Below are 19,479 nucleotides of genomic sequence, written 5' to 3'. Positions count from 1 at the left end.
CGGCACCGAGGGGGCGTCCCACGGCGGGGCGCCCCCTTCGTGACGCCGCCCGGCCGCTTCAGTCGAGGCGGGCGGCGAGGAGGGCGATGTCGTCCGTCTTGCCCTGGCCGAAGGACGCCAGCAGCCGGTCGCACAGCTCCTCGATGCCGGCCGGGGCCCGGGAGAGGGTGTCGCTCAGCTTCCGCAGGCTGGTGTCCAGGTCCTCGCCGACCACCTCGATCAGGCCGTCCGTGACCAGCAGGAGCGTGGAGCCCTCCGGCACGTCGTGGGTGACGGGCGGCGGGTGCGGGAGGTTGAGCCCCAGGAGGGGGCCGTGCTCGGTCAGGTAGCGCGTGGTCCCGTCCGGGTGCCGGAGCAGGGGCGGGATGTGTCCGGCGTTGGCCACCTGGATGCGGCGCGCCCCGGGTTCGACCAGGACGAGGCAGACCGTGACCGTCATCGACGGGCGCAGGCGCACCAGCAGCGCGTCGAGGTTCTTCAGCAGGGACTGCGGGTCGTGGCCCTCGATGGCGTACGCGCGCAGGGCGTGCCGTACCTCGCCCATGATCATGGCGGCCTTGAGGGAGTGCCCCGCCACGTCCCCGATGGCGAGCAGCAGGCCGTCCGGGGTCCGGATGGCCTCGTAGAAGTCGCCGCCGATCTCGGCGTCGGCGGCGGCCGGTTCGTACCGCACGGCGAGGCCGACGCCGGGTACCTCGGGCAGCCGGTCCGGCAGGAAGGTGCGCTGGAGGGTGAGCACGAGCGCGTGCTCCTCGCTGCGGGTACGCAGCGCTTCGAGGGCCAGCGCGCAGACCTGGGCCAGCTGCGAGAGCAGTTCGCGGTCGTCCGCGCCGGTGAGGGCGTCGGCGCGGACGGCGAATGCGACGGGGGGCCGGCCCGGTTTCGTGCGGGCGAGGGTGAGTGCGACGTCCCCGGGGAAGACATCCGCGCGGTCGTCGTCCTGGCAGGTGAGGGCCAGCCACTCGGCACCGGTCAGGACGGCGGTCTCCGTCCCGGTCCGGTCGCCGAGGGCCTTCTCGGTGAGGAAGTCCATCAGCCGCTCGTCCGGCTGGGCCGTGCCGGTCCGGGCGCCGCTGGGATCCGGCGCGGCGGCCAGGTGCAGCACGCGGTTGTCGGGGCTGAGGCCGATGGCGACGGCGGGCGACTCCATCAGCGTCGCGGCCCCGGCCGCCGCGGCCGAGGTGAACGTCTCCCCGTCCTTCGCCGCGTAGACGGCCAGGGTGCTCCTGTTGAGGGCGGCCACGCGGGTGGCGAGCCGCTCGGCGCGGCGGCGCGCGCGGGCGTAGCGCAGCGCGGCGGTGACGGTGGCCAGCAGCTCGTCCGGGGCGATCGGTTCGGTGAGGTAGGCGTCGGCGCCCCGGTGGAGGCCCTGCGTACGGTCGCTCAGCTCGATGGCGGTCGCCGAGACGTGGATGACGGGCAGCGAGGCGGTGCGTGGGTCGGCCTTGATCTGCTCGCACACCTCGAAGCCGCTCATGTCGGGCAGCTTGACGTCCACGACGGCGAGTTCGGGCAGCTCGCCATCGGGGGCGGCGGCGAGCAGGGCCAGCCCCTCCGTGCCGTCGGCGGCCTCCACGACGGTGTGGCCGGCCCGGCGCAGCCAGCTGCCGACGATGTAGCGGTTCGTCTCGTTGTCGTCCAGCACGAGCACCGTCGCCGCGGCGCCGTCCCGGTGTTGTTGCGTGGTCATGCGGGGCCCTTCTCCCGGCGGGCAGGCTCGGCGTCGGAGGAGCCCGTCAGCGCGGCGGCCAGCTCGTGGAGACTCAGCGACCCCTTGTCCAGGACCGCCCGCGCGTGGGTGAGCCGGTCCCGGTCGAGGTCGCCGGGGGGCGTCGAGGTGAGTACGACGACCGGTACGGCGGCGAGCGCCGGGTCGGCGGCGAGTTCGGCCAGTACGCCGTAGCCGTCGAGGTCGGGCAGGTGCAGGTCGAGGAGGACGGCGTCCGGGCTTTCGCGGCGCACCGTTTCGCTCGCCCGTCCGCCCTCGGCCACCTCGACGACCCGCCCGGCCAGCCGGTCGAGCAGCGGCCGGATCGATGCCCGGAAGGAGTCGTCGTCGTCCACGGTGACCAGGACGGCCACGACGGGCGTCGCCGGCTCGTCCGGGGCGGCGGGCCGCCCGTCGGCCGGCAGCGTCACGGTGACCACGGTGCCGGAACCGGGCTCACTGGTCAGTTCGAGGCTGCCGCCCAGGAGCTCGGTGAGCCGGCGGGCGTAGGGCAGGCCGAGGCCGGTGCCGCTGCGGCCGCGCTGGTGGGTTCCGCGTACCTGGTAGAACTCCTCGAAGATCTGCTGCTGTTCGTCCTCCGGGATGCCGATCCCGGTGTCCGACACGGTGAAGACGATCCGGTCGCGGCCGTCCGCCCGGTCCGCCGCCACGTCGAGGCGCACGGTGCCCGAGGGCGTGAACTTGAGGGCGTTCGACAGGAGGTTGCGCAGGACGCGGATGAGCATGACCTCGTCGCTGACGATGCTCAGACCGGACTCGGCCACGATCAGTTCGGCGGCGCCCGGGGACTCGTATCCGCGCAGGGTGCCGCGCAGCTGGCCGAGGGCGGCGCGCAGGTCCACGGGGGCCCAGTGGAGTTCCAGGCGGCCGGACTCCGCCTTGGCGACGTCCAGGAGCTCGTCGACCAGGGCGAGCAGGGTCGCGCCCGACGCGGAGATGAGCCCGATCTGGCGGCGCTGCTCCTCGTCCAGCCCGCCCCCGTCGAATTCGATCAGCAGACGGGCCAGGCCGACGACCGAGTTGACCGGGGTGCGCAGTTCGTGGCTGACGTTGGCCCAGAACCTGGTCTTGGCCTCGCTGGCCTCGCGCAGCAGGCGGGACTTCTCCTCCAGCTCCGCGTAGAGGGCCACGACGCCCCGGTTGGTCTCCTCCAGTTCCTCGGACAGCTCGGAGTAGAGCGCCACGACGCCCCGGTTGGTCTCCTCCAACTCGTCGTTCAGGCGGCGCAGTTCCTCGCGCTGGGCCCGGGACTCCACGAGCGCGGCGATCAGGTCGCTGGTCTGTGCCCGGCTGTCGTCGGGCGCCCCGGCCTCCGTGTGGGCCAGGACGGCTTCGCGTACTTGTGCGATCGCCTCGGCCGCCCTGCCGTCCGAGGCGAGCGGCTGCTCGACGGTCACCGTGTGCTCGGACGGGGTGTAGTGCACGGCCACGAGCCGGGAGGCGGCCTGGACGGCCTCGCCGCCGAGGTCCCGGTCCTCCGTCCAGTCCATGCCGACGAGCAGGAGCGGCAGCGGGCGGCGGGTCACCCCGAAGGCGACGGTCAGCCCGTCGGAACCCAGCAGGTCCCGGCCCAGCTCGCTCAGCGCGGTGGCGAGCCGGATCTGGTCCTGCTTCTCCACCCCGAGCGCCTCGGCGGCCGACTTGCCGCTGCGGCGCAGCAGGAAGACGTCCTGCTCCGTGGTGAGAGGGAAGGACACGAGGGGGTCGGCGCCGAGCGCCGTGAAGCTGTTCACCAGAGTCCTTTCGCCACCACGACGCCGGCGTCGTCCCTGCGTACGCCTGCCTCGCGGAGCAGCTGGGCGGCCGCGACCAGCGGCGACCGGTCGAGGAAGCCGGGCATCGCGTCCGCCCGCCAGCGTTCCGTCAGGCCGTCGGAGTGCATGATCACCGCGCTGTTCCGGGTCAGTTGCTGTCGTACGGTCCGCAGGGTCGGCAGCTGGTGGCCCACGATGCCGGGCGCCGAGGGCAGGGAGCGGCGGGTGCCGGTGGCGGGGTCCACCACGAAGGTGCTGACGTTGCCGACGCCGCAGAAGGTCAGGGTTCCGGTGTCCGGTTCGACGCGGACCACGGCCACGGCACCGCCCCGGCTCCCGCGCAGGGCCTTGTGGATCTCCCGCATGATCGCGTCGGGCGCCTCGGCGCGGGTGTCCCGGAACGCGGTCACCGCCGCCTGCGAGGCGCGCCCGGCGAGGGGGCCGTGGCCCAGGCCGTCGCACAGGAACACCAGCAGCGCCTGGCCGCCGGGACCCTGCTGCCCGGCCCCGCCGTCCTTGTGTCCCGGGCTCGGGGAGACCGGCCTGCGGTAGCCGGTGAGCTGGGCCCAGCCGAAGCGCTCGTCCGGGGCCGGGTACGGCGCCGCGGGGGCCGGCGCGCGGCCGGGCTCCGGGGGCCGGTCGCCGGACGTGGGACGGGCGGCCCAGGCGTCGCCGCACACTTCTTCCCCGGTGATCGTCCTGGTGAGCCCCTCGACCACGGGACGGCCCAGGGCGGCGATCCGCTCGGCCGCGTCCCGCCGCCAGAACCGGGCGGTCAGCACGGTGCCCCGGCCGGGCAGGGAGTGCAGGTCGAAGGAGTCGGCGAGACGGGAGATGGTGCCGAGCCCGATGCCGAGGGTGCCCGCGGTGGAGTTGCCGTCGGAGAGGGCGTGCGCGATGTCCGCCATGCCGGGCCCTTCGTCCAGGGTGACGAATTCGAGCCCCGCGTCGCTGGGCGTGCGTACGGCGCGCAGCAGGAAGGAGCCCTCCACCGCGTGCTTGCGCAGGTTGGTGGCCGCCTCGCTCACCGCGAGGGCGGCCTCGGCGCACCGCTGCTCGTCGAGGCCGATGCGCCGGGCCAGCGCCACGGCGGCGACCCGGGCAGCCGCCGGCAGCGCTTCCTGGTCCCGTAGCCAGACGACGTCCTCGGCGTCCGGGAGAGGCAGGCTCAGCGCGCCCATTTGGTCACCGCGACCTGTGTGCCGCGGCCGGCCTCGGTGTCCAGGGTGAAGTGGTCCACCAGCCGGCGTGCCCCGCTCAGCCCGAGGCCGAGGCCACCGCCCGAGGTCCATCCGTCGGTCAGGGCCTGTTCGATGTCGGGTATGCCGGGACCGGAGTCCTCGAAGACCACGGCCACGCCGGTCTTGCCGTCCTGGCGCACCACTCCCGCGCGCATGACTCCGCCGCCGCCGTACACCAGGGTGTTGCGGGCCAGTTCGCTCGCCGCGGTGACGAGCTTGGTCTGGTCGACCAGGGAGAGCTTGCAGCGCTGGGCGAGCATGCGCACCAGCTGCCGGGCCCGGACCACGTCGTCGTTGGTGACGATCGGGACGGTTTCGTGCTCGGCGTCCGGGACGGGCGCGAAGCCGTTCATCGCCCAGCCGGACTGGCGTCGTCGCGCCGGGCCAGGATCTCCAGCCCCTTCTCCAGAGTGAGGGCCGTGCGCACGCCTCCCAGGGAGAGTCCCAGTTCCACAAGAGTGATGGCGACGGCGGGCCGCATGCCGACGACGACGGTCTGCGCGTCGAGCAGGCGGGAGATGGACGCCGTGGTCGCCAGCATGCGGCCGACGAAGGAGTCGACGATCTCCACGGCGGTGATGTCGATGATCACACCGGTGGCGCCGGACTCCACGATCCGCGCGGCGAGGTCGTCCTGGAGTTCCAGGACGACCTGGTCCTCCAGCTCGACCTGGATGGAGACGAGGAGGACGTCCCCGATCTTCAGGACGGGTACGCGCTCGCTCACGCGGCGCCGCCGGTCAGTGCGGTGTCCGCGCCGGTTCGGCGCAGAGCGTGCTTGAGGGCGTCGGCCAGCGACGACTTGGTGACGATGTCCCCGAACTGGATGCCGAGGGCCACGATGGTCTGGGCGATCTGCGGACTGATGCCGGAGATGATGCAGTCGGCGCCCATCAGCCGGGCGGCGACCACGGTCTTGAGCAGGTGCTGGGCCACCTCGGTGTCCACGGCGGGGACGCCGGTGATGTCGATGATGGCCTGATCGGAGCCGGTGTCGACGAGGGCCTGGAGCAGCTTCTCCATCACCACCTGGGTGCGGGCCGAGTCCAGCGTGCCGACCAGCGGCACGGCGACCACGCCGTCCCAGAGCTTCACCACGGGGGTGGACAGCTCCATCAGCTGTTCGGCCTGCGCGCTGATGACCTCTTCGCGGGTCTTCGCGTAGACCTCCAGTGTGAAGAGCCCGAGGGCGTCGATCACCTTGCTGAGCTGGAAGTACGCCCTGAGGTCGTCGGCCGGGGTGTCCTCGGTGGGCGCGAGGACGTCCTTGACCGCGAGAACACTGGTCGCGGTCTCGGTCGGGGTGAACCCCTGGCGGGCCCGGGCCCGGGACAGCTCCGTGAGCATCGCGCGCAGCTCGCCGTAGGCGTCGCCGTGCCAGTCCAGCCCGTCCGCGCGGAGTCCCTGGACGAGCGCTATGTAGAGCTCGCGCAGCTCCCGGTCGAGTTCGGCGAGCGAGATGCGTCCGCGCAGGGTGCGCGCGACCGCCTCCACCCAGGCTCCGCCGAGCGTTTCCTGCTGTGTCGACAGCAGCTCGGCCAGCCTGGCCGACTTGTCTTTTCCTGTCACCGAGCTGGCTCCCTCTGCCTCAGGCCCTTGGCTGTGATCAGTCGCAGCGTATGCCATCACCTGAATGCTCCCCGCGCGGTACGCGGAAGGCGGACGGAGCAGCCCCGGGGGGCGTTCCGGGCCGGGTGCGGGGGGCAGCAGAAGCGGAAAACGAAGGCACGAAGACCCCTCTGCCCGTTCACAGGCCCTTCACACCCGTAATTTCCCGGGCGGATGCGGTGACTCGTGGAAACCGCCCGGCGGACAGGCGCTGAAGCGCAGCCGTCCGCCGGGCGGGGCAGGGGTTACGAGGCCGACGCCTCGTAGCGGGCGGTCAGTTCGGCCGCGCCGGACTCGGTCAGGGAGCCGTGCAGGCGCATCCTCGCGACGCCGCCGTCGGGGAAGGCGTCGAGCCGTACGTGGGTGACGACGGCCTCCGCCGGGAGCGGGAAGCGGTGCAGGGTGTCCGGCTGGAGGCGGGTGCGCGGGATGATCTCGAACCACTCGCCGCTCTCGCCGTCCCGGCCGTGCAGGGCGATCCAGCCGGCCGCGTTGCCCTTGAGGTAGGCGGTGTCGATCTCCACGGCGCGGACGGCGCCCTGGGCGGGCAGCCGGAAGCGGACCCAGTCGTTGGTGTCGCGGACCCGGCGGCGGCGGTTCTCCCAGCCGTCGTCCATCTTGCGCGAGGTGCCGGGCAGGATGATCTGGGTCGGCGAGGAGTAGAACCGGTCCGAGGCGTCCTCGTAACTGCCGCCGTTCAGCACCGAGATCAGGTCGAACGTACCGAGCACGGCCAGCCAGGACGGGTCGGGGACGACCTCGCCGTGCACGCGGAGGCGGGCGATGCCGCCGTCGGGGTGCTGACAGAGGCGGATGTGGGTGTAGCGGCGCCCGCCGGTGATCTCGAAGCCGTTGGCGGCGTGGCCGCGCACGGGCGTCGGGGGGACGATCTCCTCCCACTTCACGTCGTCGGCGAGCAGCTGCTCCGGGCCGGGCGCGCCCTCGACGCAGGTGGCCTGCACGGAGACGCGCTGCGGGTAGTTGCCTCGGAAGTGGGCGGTGTCCACGACGATGCCGCGGATGATGCCGGGGGCTCCGAGCCGGATCAGCGCCCAGTCGTGCTCGTCGGGGGCCGGGAAGGGGTGCTCCGCGTCCGCGCCGCGCCGGCGGCGGGTCTCCCAGCCGTCCATGATCTTGCCCTTGTGGCCGAAGTGCTCGGGGTCGAAGACCGCGCGCTCCCGGACGAGCAGGTTCTCGCGCTGGGCGAAGAACTCGTCGTTGGCGGCGATCACGCCCGCGCCGAGCCGCCGGTCGGCCAGGTCCACGAGGTCGGTGAAAGGGAGGTCGGTGGTGCGGTAGTCGGCGTACGGGTCACCGCCGCCGTACGGGGCCGCGTCGTTGGCGTGGGGGTCGTCGTTCCGGATCTCATTCTGTTCGGTGGTCATGCGTCCACTGTCGTACGCCCCAAGCCGGTAGGTCCATCGAAAGTTTTCACACGAATCGTTCAGCTGGGCTTAACGGTCGTGCTGTCCCCGTACGGCTCCGCCGCCTCGCGGAGCGCCGCGAGGACCCGGGCCACCGCCGGGGCGTCCTCTCCCCCGCGCCGGACGGCGGCGACGACATGACGGCGGGGCCGGTCCGCGTCGAGGACCCGCATCACCACGCCCTCCCGCCCGTGCCGTTCGGCCGAGGCCATGCGCGGGACGAGCGCGACCCCGAGGCCGGCGGCGACCATGGCGAGGATCGCGGTCCAGCCGGACGCGCTGTGCGCCTGCTCGGGTACGAAGCCCGCCGCCCGGCACGCGGAGACGGTGATCTCCGACCAGGGGCCCGAGCCGCCGTAGATCCAGGGCTCGGCGGACAGGTCGGCGAGGCGCAGCCCGGGTGCGTCCGCGAGGCGGTGGCCGGCCGGGAGCGCCACGTCGAGCGGGTCGGCGAGCAGCGGCAGGACGGCGAACCGGGGGTCGCGGGCCGTCGGGGCTTCGGCGGCCAGCGACAGGGCGAGGTCGACCTCGGCGGCGGCGAGCAGTTCGTACGCCTGGGCGGCCTCCGCCTCGCGCACCCGGACCTCGGGGCCGGGGCGGGGGTCGGCGCGCAGCCGCTGCACGGCCGGGACGACGAGGGCGGGCACGGCGGTGGCGAACGCGGCGACCCGGACCTCGCCCGCCTCGCCGCGCAGATAGCCGGTCAGTTCGGCGTCGGCGCGCTCCAGTTGGGCGAAGACCGCCTCGGCGTGGCGCAGGACGAGATGGGCGGCGTCGGTGAGGCGGACGCGCCGGCCCTGGGCCTCCAGGAGCGGCACGCCGAGCTGCTTGGCCAGGTTGGAGAGCTGCTGGGAGACCGCCGAGGGGGTCATCAGCAGGGCGTCTGCGGTCGCGGTGACCGTGCCCCGGTCGCGCAGGGTGCGCAGGATGCGGAGCTTCTTGACGTCCCACTCGGTCATGGGCGCAACCTACCGCCGTGCCCGGGTCCGGACATGCGTGTGCGCCGCGCGGTATCGGTCACCGTGCGGCGCACCCGTGCCGTGCGGGGCGGGGCTGGGCCGAGGCGGGGCCCCGGGCCCCTGGGTCAGGCCTGCTTCTTGGACTTGTCGAGCACCATGACCAGCCCCGCGATGACCCCGAAGAGGACGAGGGGCGCCAGGACGAACAGACCGAGCGTGTCGATCACGCTCAGGCCGGTACCCGGGTCGTCGCCGTCGTCGCGGGTGAGCGCGAGCGCGGGGGACGACATCAGCAGCATCATCAGCGTCGTTCCGGCGGCGACGGCGCCGGCGCGCATAGCGTTCTTCTTGTCCACGGTGCAAACGTAGCGAACGCCCGCGCGGGCCGCGCGCCCGGGGGTGCCGTACGGGGCCCCGCTCACGGCATGCGGACCTCCCCGGGCTCCCCAGGGCCGCGCAGGACATCCATCAGGCGGTGCAGCCGGGGCGAGGCGGCCAGTTGCTCCAGGGTGACCGGGACGCCCTCCGCGTCGGCGACGGGCAGCCGCCAGTTGGGGTACTGGTCCCAGGTGCCCGGGAGGTTCTGCGGGCGGCGGTCGCCGACGGTGTCGGGCAGCCAGATCCCGGTCATCCGGGCGGGGGTGCGCAGCAGGAAGCGGTGGACGGCCTGGACGGCGGCCTCCTCGTCGGCGCCGCCGTCAGGAAGCGCACCGGCCCCGGGAAGCCCACCGCCCTCGGGGAGCAGCCCGAGCCGGGTGAGCAGGGCCAGCCACTCGGCCGTGTCCGCGCCGTCCTCCCTCAGCTCCTCGTCCAGGGGGCGGGTGAGCAGGCCGAGGCGGTGGCGGAGCGTCACATGGTCCCCGGTCAGCCGGGCGGCGGTGGACGGCAGGTCGTGGGTGGTCGCGGTGGCCAGGCAGTCCCGGCGCCACCGCTCGGGGGCCAGGGGGCGCCCGTCGCCCGCCCAGTCCCGCTCGAACCAGAGCACCGAGGTGCCGAGGACGCCGCGCCGGGCCAGCGCCTCGCGGACGCCGGGCTCCACCGTGCCCAGGTCCTCACCGACGACGACGGTGCCGGCCCGGTGCGCCTCCAGGACCAGGACGGCGAGCATCGCCTCCGCGTCGTGCGCCACGTAGGTGCCCTCGGTGGGCGGGCGGCCCTCGGGCACCCACCAGAGCCGGAACAGCCCCATGACGTGGTCGATGCGCAGGGCGCCCGCGTGGGCGAGGATGCCGCGCAGCAGGCCGCGGAACGGGGCGTAGCCGGAGGTGGCGAGGGCGTCGGGTCTCCAGGGCGGCAGGCCCCAGTCCTGGCCGCGCGCGTTGAAGGCGTCCGGGGGCGCGCCGACGGACATGCCGTGGGCGAAGGCGTCCTGCTGGGCCCAGGTGTCGGCGCCGCCGGGGTGCACGCCCACCGCGAGGTCGTGGACGACGCCGACGGGCATCCCGGCCTCCCGGGCGGCGCGCTGGGCGTCGGCGAGCTGGGTGTCGGTCAGCCAGGCGAGGCGGCAGTGGTGGTCGACCCGGTCCAGCAGCTCGGCCCGGGCGCGGGCGGTGGCGTCGGAGCGGGGGTCGCGCAGCTCCTCGGGCCAGCCGTGCCAGTCGGGGCCGTGCACCTCGGCGAGCGCGCACCACAGCGCGTGGTCCTCCAGGGCGCGCCCCTGGGCCGCGAGGAAGTCGCAGTACGCGGCGTGCCGGCCTGGGGTGAGGGGGACCGCGAGGACCAGGTCGAGGGCCTGCCGCTTGAGGGCCCAGACGGCGTCCCGGTCGATGAGGGCGCCCTTGTCCAGGACGGCTTCCCGCAGCTCGGCGCCCTTGCGGCGGAGCGCGTCCAGCGCGACCGGATCGGACACGTGCCCGTACTCCGGGACGGACTCGACGCGCAGGTGCACGGGATCGGGGAAGCGCCGCGATGACGGGCGGTAGGGCGAGGGGTCCGTGGGGTCGCCGGGCACCGCCGCGTGCAGCGGGTTGACCTGGACGAAGCCGGCGCCGAGCCGGCGGCCGGACCAGGAGGCGAGGTCGGCGAGGTCACCGAGGTCGCCCATGCCCCAGGAGCGGGCGGAGAGCAGGGAGTAGAGCTGGACGAGGAAGCCGTGGGTGCGGTCGGGCGGCTGCGGCACCCGGGCCGGGGCGACGACGAGCGTGCAGTCCTGGGGCTCGCGGCCCGGCGCGTGGGCGGTGAGCCGGTGCACGCCGAACGGCGGCTCGGCCCACCAGTCGCTTCCCGGTCCGGCCGGATCAGGCCCCCCGGAGGGCACCCGCATCCGGGCCGGCTCCGCCTCCTCGGCGCTCTCCTCCAGCCGGACCGCCAGCTCCGTGCCGGGCGGCAGCCCGGTCAGCGCGGGCGGCAGCGGGTCGCCGGACCACACCACCAGCGTGTCCGGAAGGAGCCGGGCGCGGGCCGCCGACTCGGCTGCGGCGAGCGCTCCGCGTACCGCGTCGGGCGTCGTGGCGTCGACGCCGAGCGCGCCGAGCACGGCGACGACCGTGGTCTCGGGGACGAGCTCGGAGACACCGGCGGACGGGGAGAAGGAGGTGGCGACGCCATGCAGTGCGGCGAGCCGGGACAAGCCCATTCAGACTCCTGGGAACTCCGTGCCCCACGCGCAGCCGGACGCGGCCGGTTCGCTGGTCAGGGGGGCGAGGACGGCGAGCGGCGGCTCGCTGGTCAGGGGGGTGGCCTCGGCGAGCGGGGGCTCGCTGGTCAGGGGTATGGCGTCGGCGAGCGGCGGTTCGCTCGTGAGCGGGCCGGGCACGGTGGCGGGGCAGGCGCTGATCAGCGGGGCGGGTCCGGATGCCTGTTTGGAGAGGGCGGAGAGCGGGCGCTGCGCGATGGCGGGCATGGTGGCCTCCTGGCCGTGGAGAACAGGACAGTGACGGCCTACCCAGCGGGCGGCGCCGCAGACGTAGGCGTGACAACAACGAGTTCAACGTGCTCCGGGTCACATTCCGTTCCCGAAGGCCCGGTTGCCCGTAAGACGTTCGCCTTTTTCGGCCATTCGGCGCTGTCTTTCGCGTATCGCCCCGTCGCACGCGCCCCGCTCATCACACCGGTCACATCAGGTCATTTCCGTACCGATCGCCTCACGCATTGACACCCTCGCGCGCGGGGTGGTGGGCTCGGAGGCCATCGGCCGGGGCGAGGGGAGAGACAGGGATGCGGCTCAGTGGGAGGACGCGGGCGACGGCCGTCGCCGTGGCCGTGCTCGGCGGGCTGCTCGCCGCCGGGGCCCCGCCCGCGCTCGCCGCTCCCCCGGACCCGGCGTCCAGGTCGGCGGCGGACCGGAGCCGCGCGGCCGACTCCGCGCTCCCCGCCGTGTGGCCGCGCCCGCAGAGCATGGCGGCGGCCGGGCCCGCCGTCGCCCTGGGCCGCGAGGTCACCCTGATCGCGGACCCGGAGGCCGATCCGTACGCGGTGAAGGCGCTGCGCACGGTCCTGGCGGACGCCGGGGTGCGCACGGTCCACGAGGCGCTGCCCGGCGCCGGGCCGGTCCTGCGGCTGGGCGGCGACGGGGCGGCGGACGCGCTGCGCGAGCTGGGCGCCCCGGACCGCGCGGATCTCCCGGCGGGCGGTTACCGGCTGGCGGCCGGGCGGATCGCGAAGCGGGACACGGTGGCCGTCGAGGGCGTCGGCGGGGACGGGCTGTTCCACGCGGTGCAGACGCTGCGACAGCTGGTCCGGGGCGGGAAGGTCGCCGGGGTCACCGTCCGGGACTGGCCGGCCACCGCCGTACGCGGGCTGACCGAGGGGTTCTACGGGCAGCCGTGGAGCCAGGAGGACCGGCTCGCGCAGCTCGGCTTCCTGGGGCGCACCAAGCAGAACCGCTATCTGTACGCGGCGGGCGACGACCCGTACCGGCAGGCCCGCTGGCGCGACCCGTACCCGGCGGCGCGGAAGGCCGATCTCCGGGCGCTGGCCGAACGGGCCGCGGCCGAGCATGTGACGCTCGGCTGGGCGGTGGCTCCCGGCCAGTCGATGTGCCTGTCGTCCGACCGCGATCTCAAGGCGCTGACCCGCAAGATCGACGCGATGTGGGACCTGGGGGTGCGGGTCTTCCAGGTGCAGTTCCAGGACGTCAGCTACAGCGAGTGGCACTGCGCGGCCGACGCGGACGCCTTCGGCAGCGGCCCCGGCGCGGCGGCCCGGGCACAGGCCCGCGTCGTGAACGGCGTGGCCCGGCACCTCGCGGAGCGCCACCCGGACGCCCTGCCGCTGTCGGTGATGCCGACCGAGTACTACCAGGACGGCAGGACCGCGTACCGCACGGCGCTCGCCCGGGAGCTGGCGGCCGGGATCGAGGTCGCCTGGACGGGCGTCGGAGTCGTACCGAGGACCATCACCGGCGGCGAACTGGCCGGGGCGCGCGCCGCGTTCCGGCACCCCCTGGTGACCATGGACAACTACCCCGTAAACGACTACGCGCAGGACCGGATCTTCCTCGGCCCGTACACCGGCCGGGACCCGGCGGTGGCGTCCGGTTCGGCGGCGCTGCTGGCCAACGCGATGGAGCAGCCCGCCGCCTCCCGCATCCCGCTCTTCACGGCCGCCGACTTCGCCTGGAACCCGAGGGGCTACGACTCCGCGAAGTCCTGGGAGGCCGCGATCGACGACCTCGCGGGCGGCGACGGCCGGAGCGGCGGCGCGCTGCGGGCGCTCGCGGGCAACAGCGCGGGCTCCGTGCTCGGCTCCACCGAGTCCGCGTATCTGCGGCCGTCGATCGCCGCGTTCCGCGCGGCGTACGCGGACGGCGCGGGCAAGGCGCTCGACACGGCGGCGGACCGGCTGCGGGACGCGTTCGGCGAGATGCGGGCGGCCCCGGCGCGGCTCGCGGGCGTCGCCGGGGGCCGGCTCGGCACCGAGGTCCGCCCGTGGACCGCGCAGCTGTCCCGCTACGGCCACGCGGGCGAGCTGGCCGTGGACCTGCTGCGCGCCCAGGCCCGGGGCGACGGGGCCGCCGCCTGGCAGGCGTCCCTGGCGCTGGACCAGGTCCGGAAGGACATCGCGGCGCACAGCGCGAAGGTCGGCGAGGGCGTGCTCGACGCCTTCCTCGACCGGGTCCGCGAGGAGGCCCGCTCCTGGACCGGCACCGACCGGCCGGGCGGCGAGCTGTCCGAGGCCCCGGGCAGCTATACGGTGCGCCTCGACCGGGCCCGCCCGCTGGAGGCGGTCACCGCGACGACCGTGCCGGACGACGGGGCGGCGGTGGGCGCGACGGTCCAGGCGCATGTGCCGGGCGAGGGGTGGCGCGCGCTCGGCCCGCTGTCGGCGAGCGGGTGGACCCAGGCGGCGGGCGAGGGGGTGCGGGCCGACGCGGTCCGGATCAGCTGGCCTGCCGCGACCCCGCTGGCGGCCGGGGCCCCGCCCCTGATCATCCCGCCGCTGGCCGGGGCGTCGGTCCGCGCGGGGACCGCCCCGGACGTGCGCTCCCTGGTGCCCTGGTTCGGGGACGAGCCGGCCGCCCGGCTGGACCTGGCGCGCGGCGAGACCGACGCGGTCATCGGCGGCGGGCCGCAGGAGGTCCGGGCCCGGCTGTCCGGCCGGCGCCCGGCCGAGGTGCGCGGCCGGCTGACCGCGAAGGCGCCCGAGGGCATCGAGGTCCGCGTGCCGAAGCGTACGACCGTGCCGCGCGGGACGCGGACCGAGGTCCCGGTGGAGATCACGGTCCCCGGGGACACCCCGGCCGGCGAGTACGAGGTGCCGTTCTCCTTCGGGGACGAGCGGACCACGCTGACCGTTCGGGCCTACCCGCGCACCGCCGGGCCCGACCTGCTGCGCGGGGCCGCCGCCGCCTCGTCGGGCGACGAGACCGCCGATTTCCCGGCGTCCGCCGCGTCCGACGGCGACCCGGAGACCCGCTGGTCCTCACCGGCCGAGGACGGGGCGTGGTGGCAGGCGGAACTGCCCGCCCCGGTCCGCCTCGGCAGGGTGGTGCTGCACTGGCAGGACGCGTACGCGTCGCGCTACCGCGTCCAGGTCTCGTCGGACGGCCGCACCTGGCGCACCGCGGCGACCGTCCGCGAGGGCCGCGGCGGCAGCGAGTCGGTGCGGATGGACGCGAAGGACACCCGGTTCGTGCGCGTGCTGGGCGACGAGCGGGCCACGAAGTACGGGATCTCGCTCTGGTCGGCCGAGGCGTACGCGGTGGCGAAGGACGGCTGAGGGGGCGCCGGACACGCCGAGGTCCCGGGGCGGCGGGCCGCCCCGGGAAGCGGACAGGCCCGGTCTCAGGCTGAGATGCCGTCGATCCGGGCCATCGCGTCGTCCGCGCCGAACGGTTGCAGATAGGGCAGCCAGCGCGGGTCGCGGTGCCCCGTGCCGATGATCCGCCAGGCCAGTCCGGTCGGCGGGGCGGGCTGCTGGTGCAGCCGCCAGCCGAGCTCGGGCAGATGGCGGTCGGCCTTGACGTGGTTGCAGCGGCGGCAGGCCGCCACCACGTTGTCCCAGGCGTGCCGGCCGCCCCGGCTGCGCGGGATGACGTGGTCGACGCTGGTCGCGGCGGCCCCGCAGTACATGCAGCGCCCGCCGTCCCTGGCGAACAGGGCCCGTCTGGTCAGCGGCACCGGCCCCCGGTAGGGGACGCGGACGAACCGCTTGAGCCGGACGACGCTGGGGGCCGGGACGGCGCGGGTCGCGCTGTGCATGAGGGCGCCGGACTCCTCAAGACAGATGGCCTTGTTCTCGAGGACGAGGACGAGTGCGCGGCGGAGCGGTACGACGCCGAGCGGCTCGTACGACGCGTTGAGAACCAGGACATGCGGCACGGATGCCTCCTTGTACGCCGGCGGCGCGTGGCTCGCGCCGGGACGATCTCCGCTCTCAGTCTCCCCTCACGCCTGGTCGGAGCGCCACCACGTACGGGTAACGGGCTGGAAGGAATTTTTCCCGCGCGGGTCCCCCGTTAGTGTGGTTGTTCAGCGCTCTTCCGCTCAGCGCCCGCCCCCTGGAGGTCTCGCCGTGTCCCTGTCCGCCCTGTTGGCCGCAGCCCCGTCACCGGAGCCGGGCGGCTCGCTGGACGAAGCCGCGAAGCAGGCGGGAGACGCCGCGGGCTGGGTCGAGGAGAACTGGTCCACCTGGCTGAACACCGGGCTGCGGATCGTCCTGATCGCGGCGATCGCGGTCGTTCTGCGCATCGCCGTCCGCCGCGCCCTGACCAAGCTCATAGAACGGATGAACCGCAGCGCGCAGGCGGTGGAGGGCACCGCGCTCGGCGGCCTCCTGGTCAACGCGGAGCGCCGCCGCCAGCGGTCGGAGGCGATCGGCTCGGTGCTCCGTTCGGTGGCCTCGTTCCTGATCCTGGGCACCGCGGCGCTGATGATCCTGGGCGCGTTCCAGATCAACCTGGCCCCGCTCCTGGCCTCCGCCGGGGTCGCCGGGGTCGCACTCGGCTTCGGCGCCCGCAACCTGGTCACCGACTTCCTGTCCGGGGTCTTCATGATCCTGGAGGACCAGTACGGGGTGGGCGACCAGATCGACGCGGGCGTCGCCTCCGGCGAGGTCATCGAGGTGGGCCTGCGCGTCACCAAGCTGCGCGGCGAGAACGGCGCGATCTGGTACGTCCGCAACGGTGAGGTCAAGCGGATCGGCAACCTCAGCCAGGGCTGGTCCACGGCCGGCGTCGACGTCCAGGTCCGCCCGACGGAGGACCTGGAGAAGATCCGCGCGGTGATCACCGAGGCGGCCCAGGAGATGGCCAAGGAGGACCCCTGGAACGAGCGCCTGTGGGGCCCGGTGGAGATCCTGGGCCTGGACACGGTGCTGCTGGACTCGATGACGGTCCGGGTGAGCGCGAAGACCATGCCGGGCCAGGCGGTCGGCGTGGAGCGGGAGCTGCGCTGGCGCATCAAGGTGGCGCTGGACGCGGCCGGCATCAGCATGGTGACCGGCGCCCCGGAGGAGGCCCCCGACGGCGCCGACCCCACGGCCGGGATGGCCGCCCCGTCCGCGTACGCCTCGGCGACCTCCCCGCAGTCGCTCGCCACGACCCCGATCCCGCCGAGCACCACGAAGTAGCCCGCCCGGCCCGGTAACGCTTTGGTTGCCACCGGGGGTCAGGTCATTGACGCCCCGGTGGCCCCGGCCCTACCTTCCTCTCACCGAACAGGAAACTTTCCTAACAGAGGGCAGGTGCCACGCTCATGGCCGGAAACACGCCGGGCACACCCAGCGTTCTGCGCGCCATGAACGACCGCGCCGCCCTCGATCTGCTCCTGGAGCACGGCCCCCTGTCGCGGACCCGGATCGGGAAGCTCACCGGGCTCTCCAAGCCCACCGCCTCCCAGCTGCTGGCCCGCCTCGAAGCCGCCGGGCTCGTCGTCGCCACCGGGACCGCCGCCGGGCGCCCCGGCCCCAACGCCCAGCTGTACGCGGTCAACGCCGCCGCCGCCCATGTCGCCGGGCTCGATGTGAACGCCCACCGGATCGTCGCCGCCGTCGCCGATGTCACCGGCGCGACGGTCGGCGAGTTCGAGCTGCGGACCCCCGGGCGGCGCGCCCACAGCGTGGTGCGCGAGGTGACCGAGGCGCTGGACGGCGCGGTCGCGGCCGCCGGGCTGACCCGGGCCGATGTGCACCGGGTGGTCATCGGCACGCCGGGCGCCTTCGACCCGAACACGGGCCGGCTGCGGTACGCCTCGCACCTGCCGGGCTGGCACTCCACCACGCTGCTCGACGAGCTGGCGGCGGTGCTGCCGATGCCCGTCGAGTACGAGAACGACGTCAACCTCGTCGCGGTGGCCGAGCAGCGCAGCGGTGCGGCCCGGGGCCACGACGACTTCGTGCTCCTGTGGAACGAGGAGGGCCTGGGCGCCGCACTCGTCATCAACGGCCGGCTGCACCGGGGCTTCACCGGGGGCGCCGGCGAGGTCGGCTTCCTGCCGGTGCCGGGGGCGCCGCTGGTCCGCCAGGTCACCAAGGCCAACGCGGGCGGCTTCCAGGAGCTGGCGGGCGCCCAGGTGCTCGCACGGGTGGCCCGGGAGCTGGGCATCGAGGACGCGCCGGGCTCCGGCACCCACCACGAGATCGCCGCCGAGCTGGTGGGCCGGGCCGCCGAGGCGGAGGAGCGGGGTGAGGCGGGGCCGTACGCCGCGCTGCTCGACCGGTTCGCCACCGGCCTCGCGACCGGCCTCGCCTCGCTGGTCGCCGTCCTCGACCCCGAGATCGTCGTGCTCTCCGGCGAGCTGTTCTCGCGCGGCGGGGAGCCGCTGCGCGCCCGGGTCGCGGCCGAGCTGGCCGAGCTCGCCGCGTCCAGGCCCCGGCTGCTCGCCGGGGACGTCACCCACCGGCCCGTTCTGCGCGGGGCGCTGGAGAGCGCGCTCGCCACCACCCGCGACGAAGTGTTCGACACCTCGCGCTGACCTCTCACGCCACCCCTTTCCCGTACCCGCCCCGTCCCAGCCCACCGCTTCACCGGGAGACCTCACCATGTCCGGAAACCGCCGGAAGCCGGCCGCCGCACTCGCCGCGACCGCCGCGATAGCCCTGTTCGCCTCCGCCTGTACCGGGCAGAGCGGCTCCGGGGCCGACGATGACGCCTCCAAGGAGACGACCATCACCTTCTGGCACGGCTGGAGCGCGCCGGGCGAGGTGAAGGGCATCGAGGCCACGATCGCCGCCTTCGAGAAGGCCCACCCCAACATCCATGTGAAGGTCGTCGGCAACATGACCGACGACAAGATCAACCAGGCGCTGCGCGCCGGCGGGTCCAAGGCGCCGGACGTCGTCTCGTCGTTCACCACGAACAACGTGGGCAAGTTCTGCTCCTCGAAGGCGTTCGTGGACCTCAACCCGTTCCTGAAGAAGGACGGCATCGACCCCGAGGCGACCTTCCCGAAGGCGATGAACGAGTACACCCAGTACGACGGGGTGCGCTGCACGGTCCCGCTGCTGGGTGACGCGTACGGGCTCTACTACAACAAGGACGCCTTCAAGAAGGCCGGGATCGCGAACCCGCCGAAGACCTGGTCCGAGTTCGCGGCCGACGCCAAGAAGCTGACGAAGACCAAGGGCGACTCGTACGAGCAGCTGGGCTTCATGCCGAACTACCACGGCTACGAGTCGACCACCGAGCACTACCTCGGCGCCTGGAACCCCACCTACTTCGACGCGGACGGCAAGTCGAACATCGCGAAGGACCCGGCGTTCGCCGCGCTGCTCGCGAACCAGAAGAAGCTGGTCGACTCGCTCGGCGGCTACGCGAAGCTGGAGAAGTTCCGTACCGGCTTCGGTGACGAGTGGGGCGCCAAGCACCCGTTCCACACCGGCCAGGTGGCGATGCAGCTGGACGGCGAGTGGCGGCTCGGCATGGCCGAGGACACCAAGCCCGGCTTCGAGATCGGGGTGGCCCCGATGCCCGTCGCGGACGACGAGGCCGACACGTACGGCAAGGGCTATCTGACCGGCACCATCGCGGGCATCGCCGCCACGTCCAGCAAGCAGAACGCGGCGTGGGAGCTGGTCAAGTTCATGACGACCGACACCGACGCGGTGGTGAACTTCGCCAACGCCATCCACAACGTGCCCTCCACGCTGGCCGCGCTGAAGTCGCCGAAGCTGAAGTACGACCCGCGCTTCAAGGTCTTCCTGGACATCGCGGCCAACCCGAAGTCGACCACCACCCCGCCCTCGGTGAACGGCGGCGCGTACCTGACGTCCCTGCAGAACCTCGGCTTCGATGTCGAGAAGGGCAAGCAGACGGACATCAAGGCGGGTCTGGAGAAGACCGCGAAGGAAATCGACGCGGCGATCGCCCAGGCGAAGTAGGACCGA

16 protein-coding genes are annotated in these 19,479 nt (G+C 74.1%); 4 read left to right on the top strand and 12 right to left on the bottom strand.

The genetic code is table 11. The annotated features are described in order from the left end of the window. Positions 1-58: 58 nt before the first annotated feature. The 11 genes from ACIQZN_RS06725 to ACIQZN_RS06675 form a co-directional block, all read right to left on the bottom strand. A complete protein-coding gene (locus ACIQZN_RS06725) occupies positions 59-1,690 on the bottom strand; it encodes a SpoIIE family protein phosphatase (RefSeq protein WP_403989025.1) in 1,632 nt (543 codons plus the stop codon). Beyond that, complete coding sequence (locus tag ACIQZN_RS06720) at positions 1,687-3,462, bottom strand: ATP-binding protein (RefSeq protein ID WP_403989023.1); 1,776 nt, start codon at positions 3,460-3,462, stop codon at positions 1,687-1,689. Before ACIQZN_RS06720 ends, ACIQZN_RS06725 begins: the two co-directional genes overlap by 4 nt. After that, positions 3,459-4,664 carry an ATP-binding SpoIIE family protein phosphatase gene (locus tag ACIQZN_RS06715; protein ID WP_403989021.1) on the bottom strand — a complete coding sequence of 402 codons (1,206 nt, stop codon included), beginning with the start codon at positions 4,662-4,664 and terminating at the stop codon, positions 3,459-3,461. The genes ACIQZN_RS06720 and ACIQZN_RS06715 overlap by 4 nt, the downstream gene beginning before the upstream one ends. Then, positions 4,652-5,077, bottom strand: coding sequence for an anti-sigma regulatory factor (locus ACIQZN_RS06710; protein ID WP_403989019.1), 426 nt, complete (start codon positions 5,075-5,077; stop codon positions 4,652-4,654). Before ACIQZN_RS06710 ends, ACIQZN_RS06715 begins: the two co-directional genes overlap by 13 nt. Next, on the bottom strand, positions 5,074-5,451 hold the full coding sequence (locus tag ACIQZN_RS06705; RefSeq protein WP_403989017.1) for an STAS domain-containing protein: 378 nt from the start codon (positions 5,449-5,451) through the stop codon (positions 5,074-5,076). Before ACIQZN_RS06705 ends, ACIQZN_RS06710 begins: the two co-directional genes overlap by 4 nt. Next, positions 5,448-6,293, bottom strand: coding sequence for an STAS domain-containing protein (locus ACIQZN_RS06700; RefSeq protein WP_403989015.1), 846 nt, complete (start codon positions 6,291-6,293; stop codon positions 5,448-5,450). The genes ACIQZN_RS06705 and ACIQZN_RS06700 overlap by 4 nt, the downstream gene beginning before the upstream one ends. A gap of 284 nt (positions 6,294-6,577) precedes the next feature. Beyond that, the gene (gene alc, locus ACIQZN_RS06695; protein WP_403989013.1) at positions 6,578-7,717 is read right to left on the bottom strand and encodes an allantoicase; all 1,140 of its coding nucleotides are present in this window, start codon (positions 7,715-7,717) and stop codon (positions 6,578-6,580) included. Between the two features lie 59 nt (positions 7,718-7,776). Further along, positions 7,777-8,715: a LysR substrate-binding domain-containing protein gene (locus tag ACIQZN_RS06690; RefSeq protein ID WP_403989011.1), complete on the bottom strand. Its 939-nt coding sequence runs from the start codon at positions 8,713-8,715 to the stop codon at positions 7,777-7,779. Positions 8,716-8,840: 125 nt separating this feature from the next. Next, a complete protein-coding gene (locus ACIQZN_RS06685; protein ID WP_143616018.1) occupies positions 8,841-9,071 on the bottom strand; it encodes a hypothetical protein in 231 nt (76 codons plus the stop codon). Positions 9,072-9,133: 62 nt separating this feature from the next. Continuing rightward, the gene (gene malQ / locus ACIQZN_RS06680; RefSeq protein ID WP_403989009.1) at positions 9,134-11,290 is read right to left on the bottom strand and encodes a 4-alpha-glucanotransferase; all 2,157 of its coding nucleotides are present in this window, start codon (positions 11,288-11,290) and stop codon (positions 9,134-9,136) included. Further along, the gene (locus ACIQZN_RS06675; protein ID WP_403989007.1) at positions 11,291-11,557 is read right to left on the bottom strand and encodes a hypothetical protein; all 267 of its coding nucleotides are present in this window, start codon (positions 11,555-11,557) and stop codon (positions 11,291-11,293) included. 314 nt (positions 11,558-11,871) lie between these two features. Between ACIQZN_RS06675 and ACIQZN_RS06670 the strand changes: the two genes are divergently transcribed. Continuing rightward, a complete protein-coding gene (locus ACIQZN_RS06670) occupies positions 11,872-14,874 on the top strand; it encodes a beta-N-acetylglucosaminidase domain-containing protein (RefSeq protein WP_403989005.1) in 3,003 nt (1,000 codons plus the stop codon). 65 nt (positions 14,875-14,939) lie between these two features. On the opposite strand, the gene ACIQZN_RS06665 is transcribed toward ACIQZN_RS06670, so the two are convergent. Beyond that, positions 14,940-15,476, bottom strand: coding sequence for an HNH endonuclease (locus tag ACIQZN_RS06665; protein ID WP_073965171.1), 537 nt, complete (start codon positions 15,474-15,476; stop codon positions 14,940-14,942). Between the two features lie 193 nt (positions 15,477-15,669). On the opposite strand from ACIQZN_RS06665, the gene ACIQZN_RS06660 reads away from it, so the two are divergent. The 3 genes from ACIQZN_RS06660 to ACIQZN_RS06650 all read left to right on the top strand — a co-directional run bounded on the left by ACIQZN_RS06660 (position 15,670) and on the right by ACIQZN_RS06650 (position 19,473). Then, the gene (locus ACIQZN_RS06660) at positions 15,670-16,725 is read left to right on the top strand and encodes a mechanosensitive ion channel family protein (protein ID WP_403989003.1); all 1,056 of its coding nucleotides are present in this window, start codon (positions 15,670-15,672) and stop codon (positions 16,723-16,725) included. 125 nt (positions 16,726-16,850) lie between these two features. Next, positions 16,851-18,068, top strand: a complete 1,218-nt coding sequence (locus tag ACIQZN_RS06655) for an ROK family protein (protein ID WP_403989001.1) — start codon at positions 16,851-16,853, stop codon at positions 18,066-18,068. 67 nt (positions 18,069-18,135) lie between these two features. Beyond that, positions 18,136-19,473: an ABC transporter substrate-binding protein gene (locus ACIQZN_RS06650; protein ID WP_403988999.1), complete on the top strand. Its 1,338-nt coding sequence runs from the start codon at positions 18,136-18,138 to the stop codon at positions 19,471-19,473. Positions 19,474-19,479 lie beyond the last annotated feature (6 nt).

The sequence above is a fragment of the Streptomyces sp. NPDC097595 genome (assembly GCF_044761525.1).
GTDB classification, from domain to species: domain Bacteria; phylum Actinomycetota; class Actinomycetes; order Streptomycetales; family Streptomycetaceae; genus Streptomyces; species Streptomyces drozdowiczii_A.
This window is presented reverse-complemented; position numbering and strand designations above follow the sequence as displayed.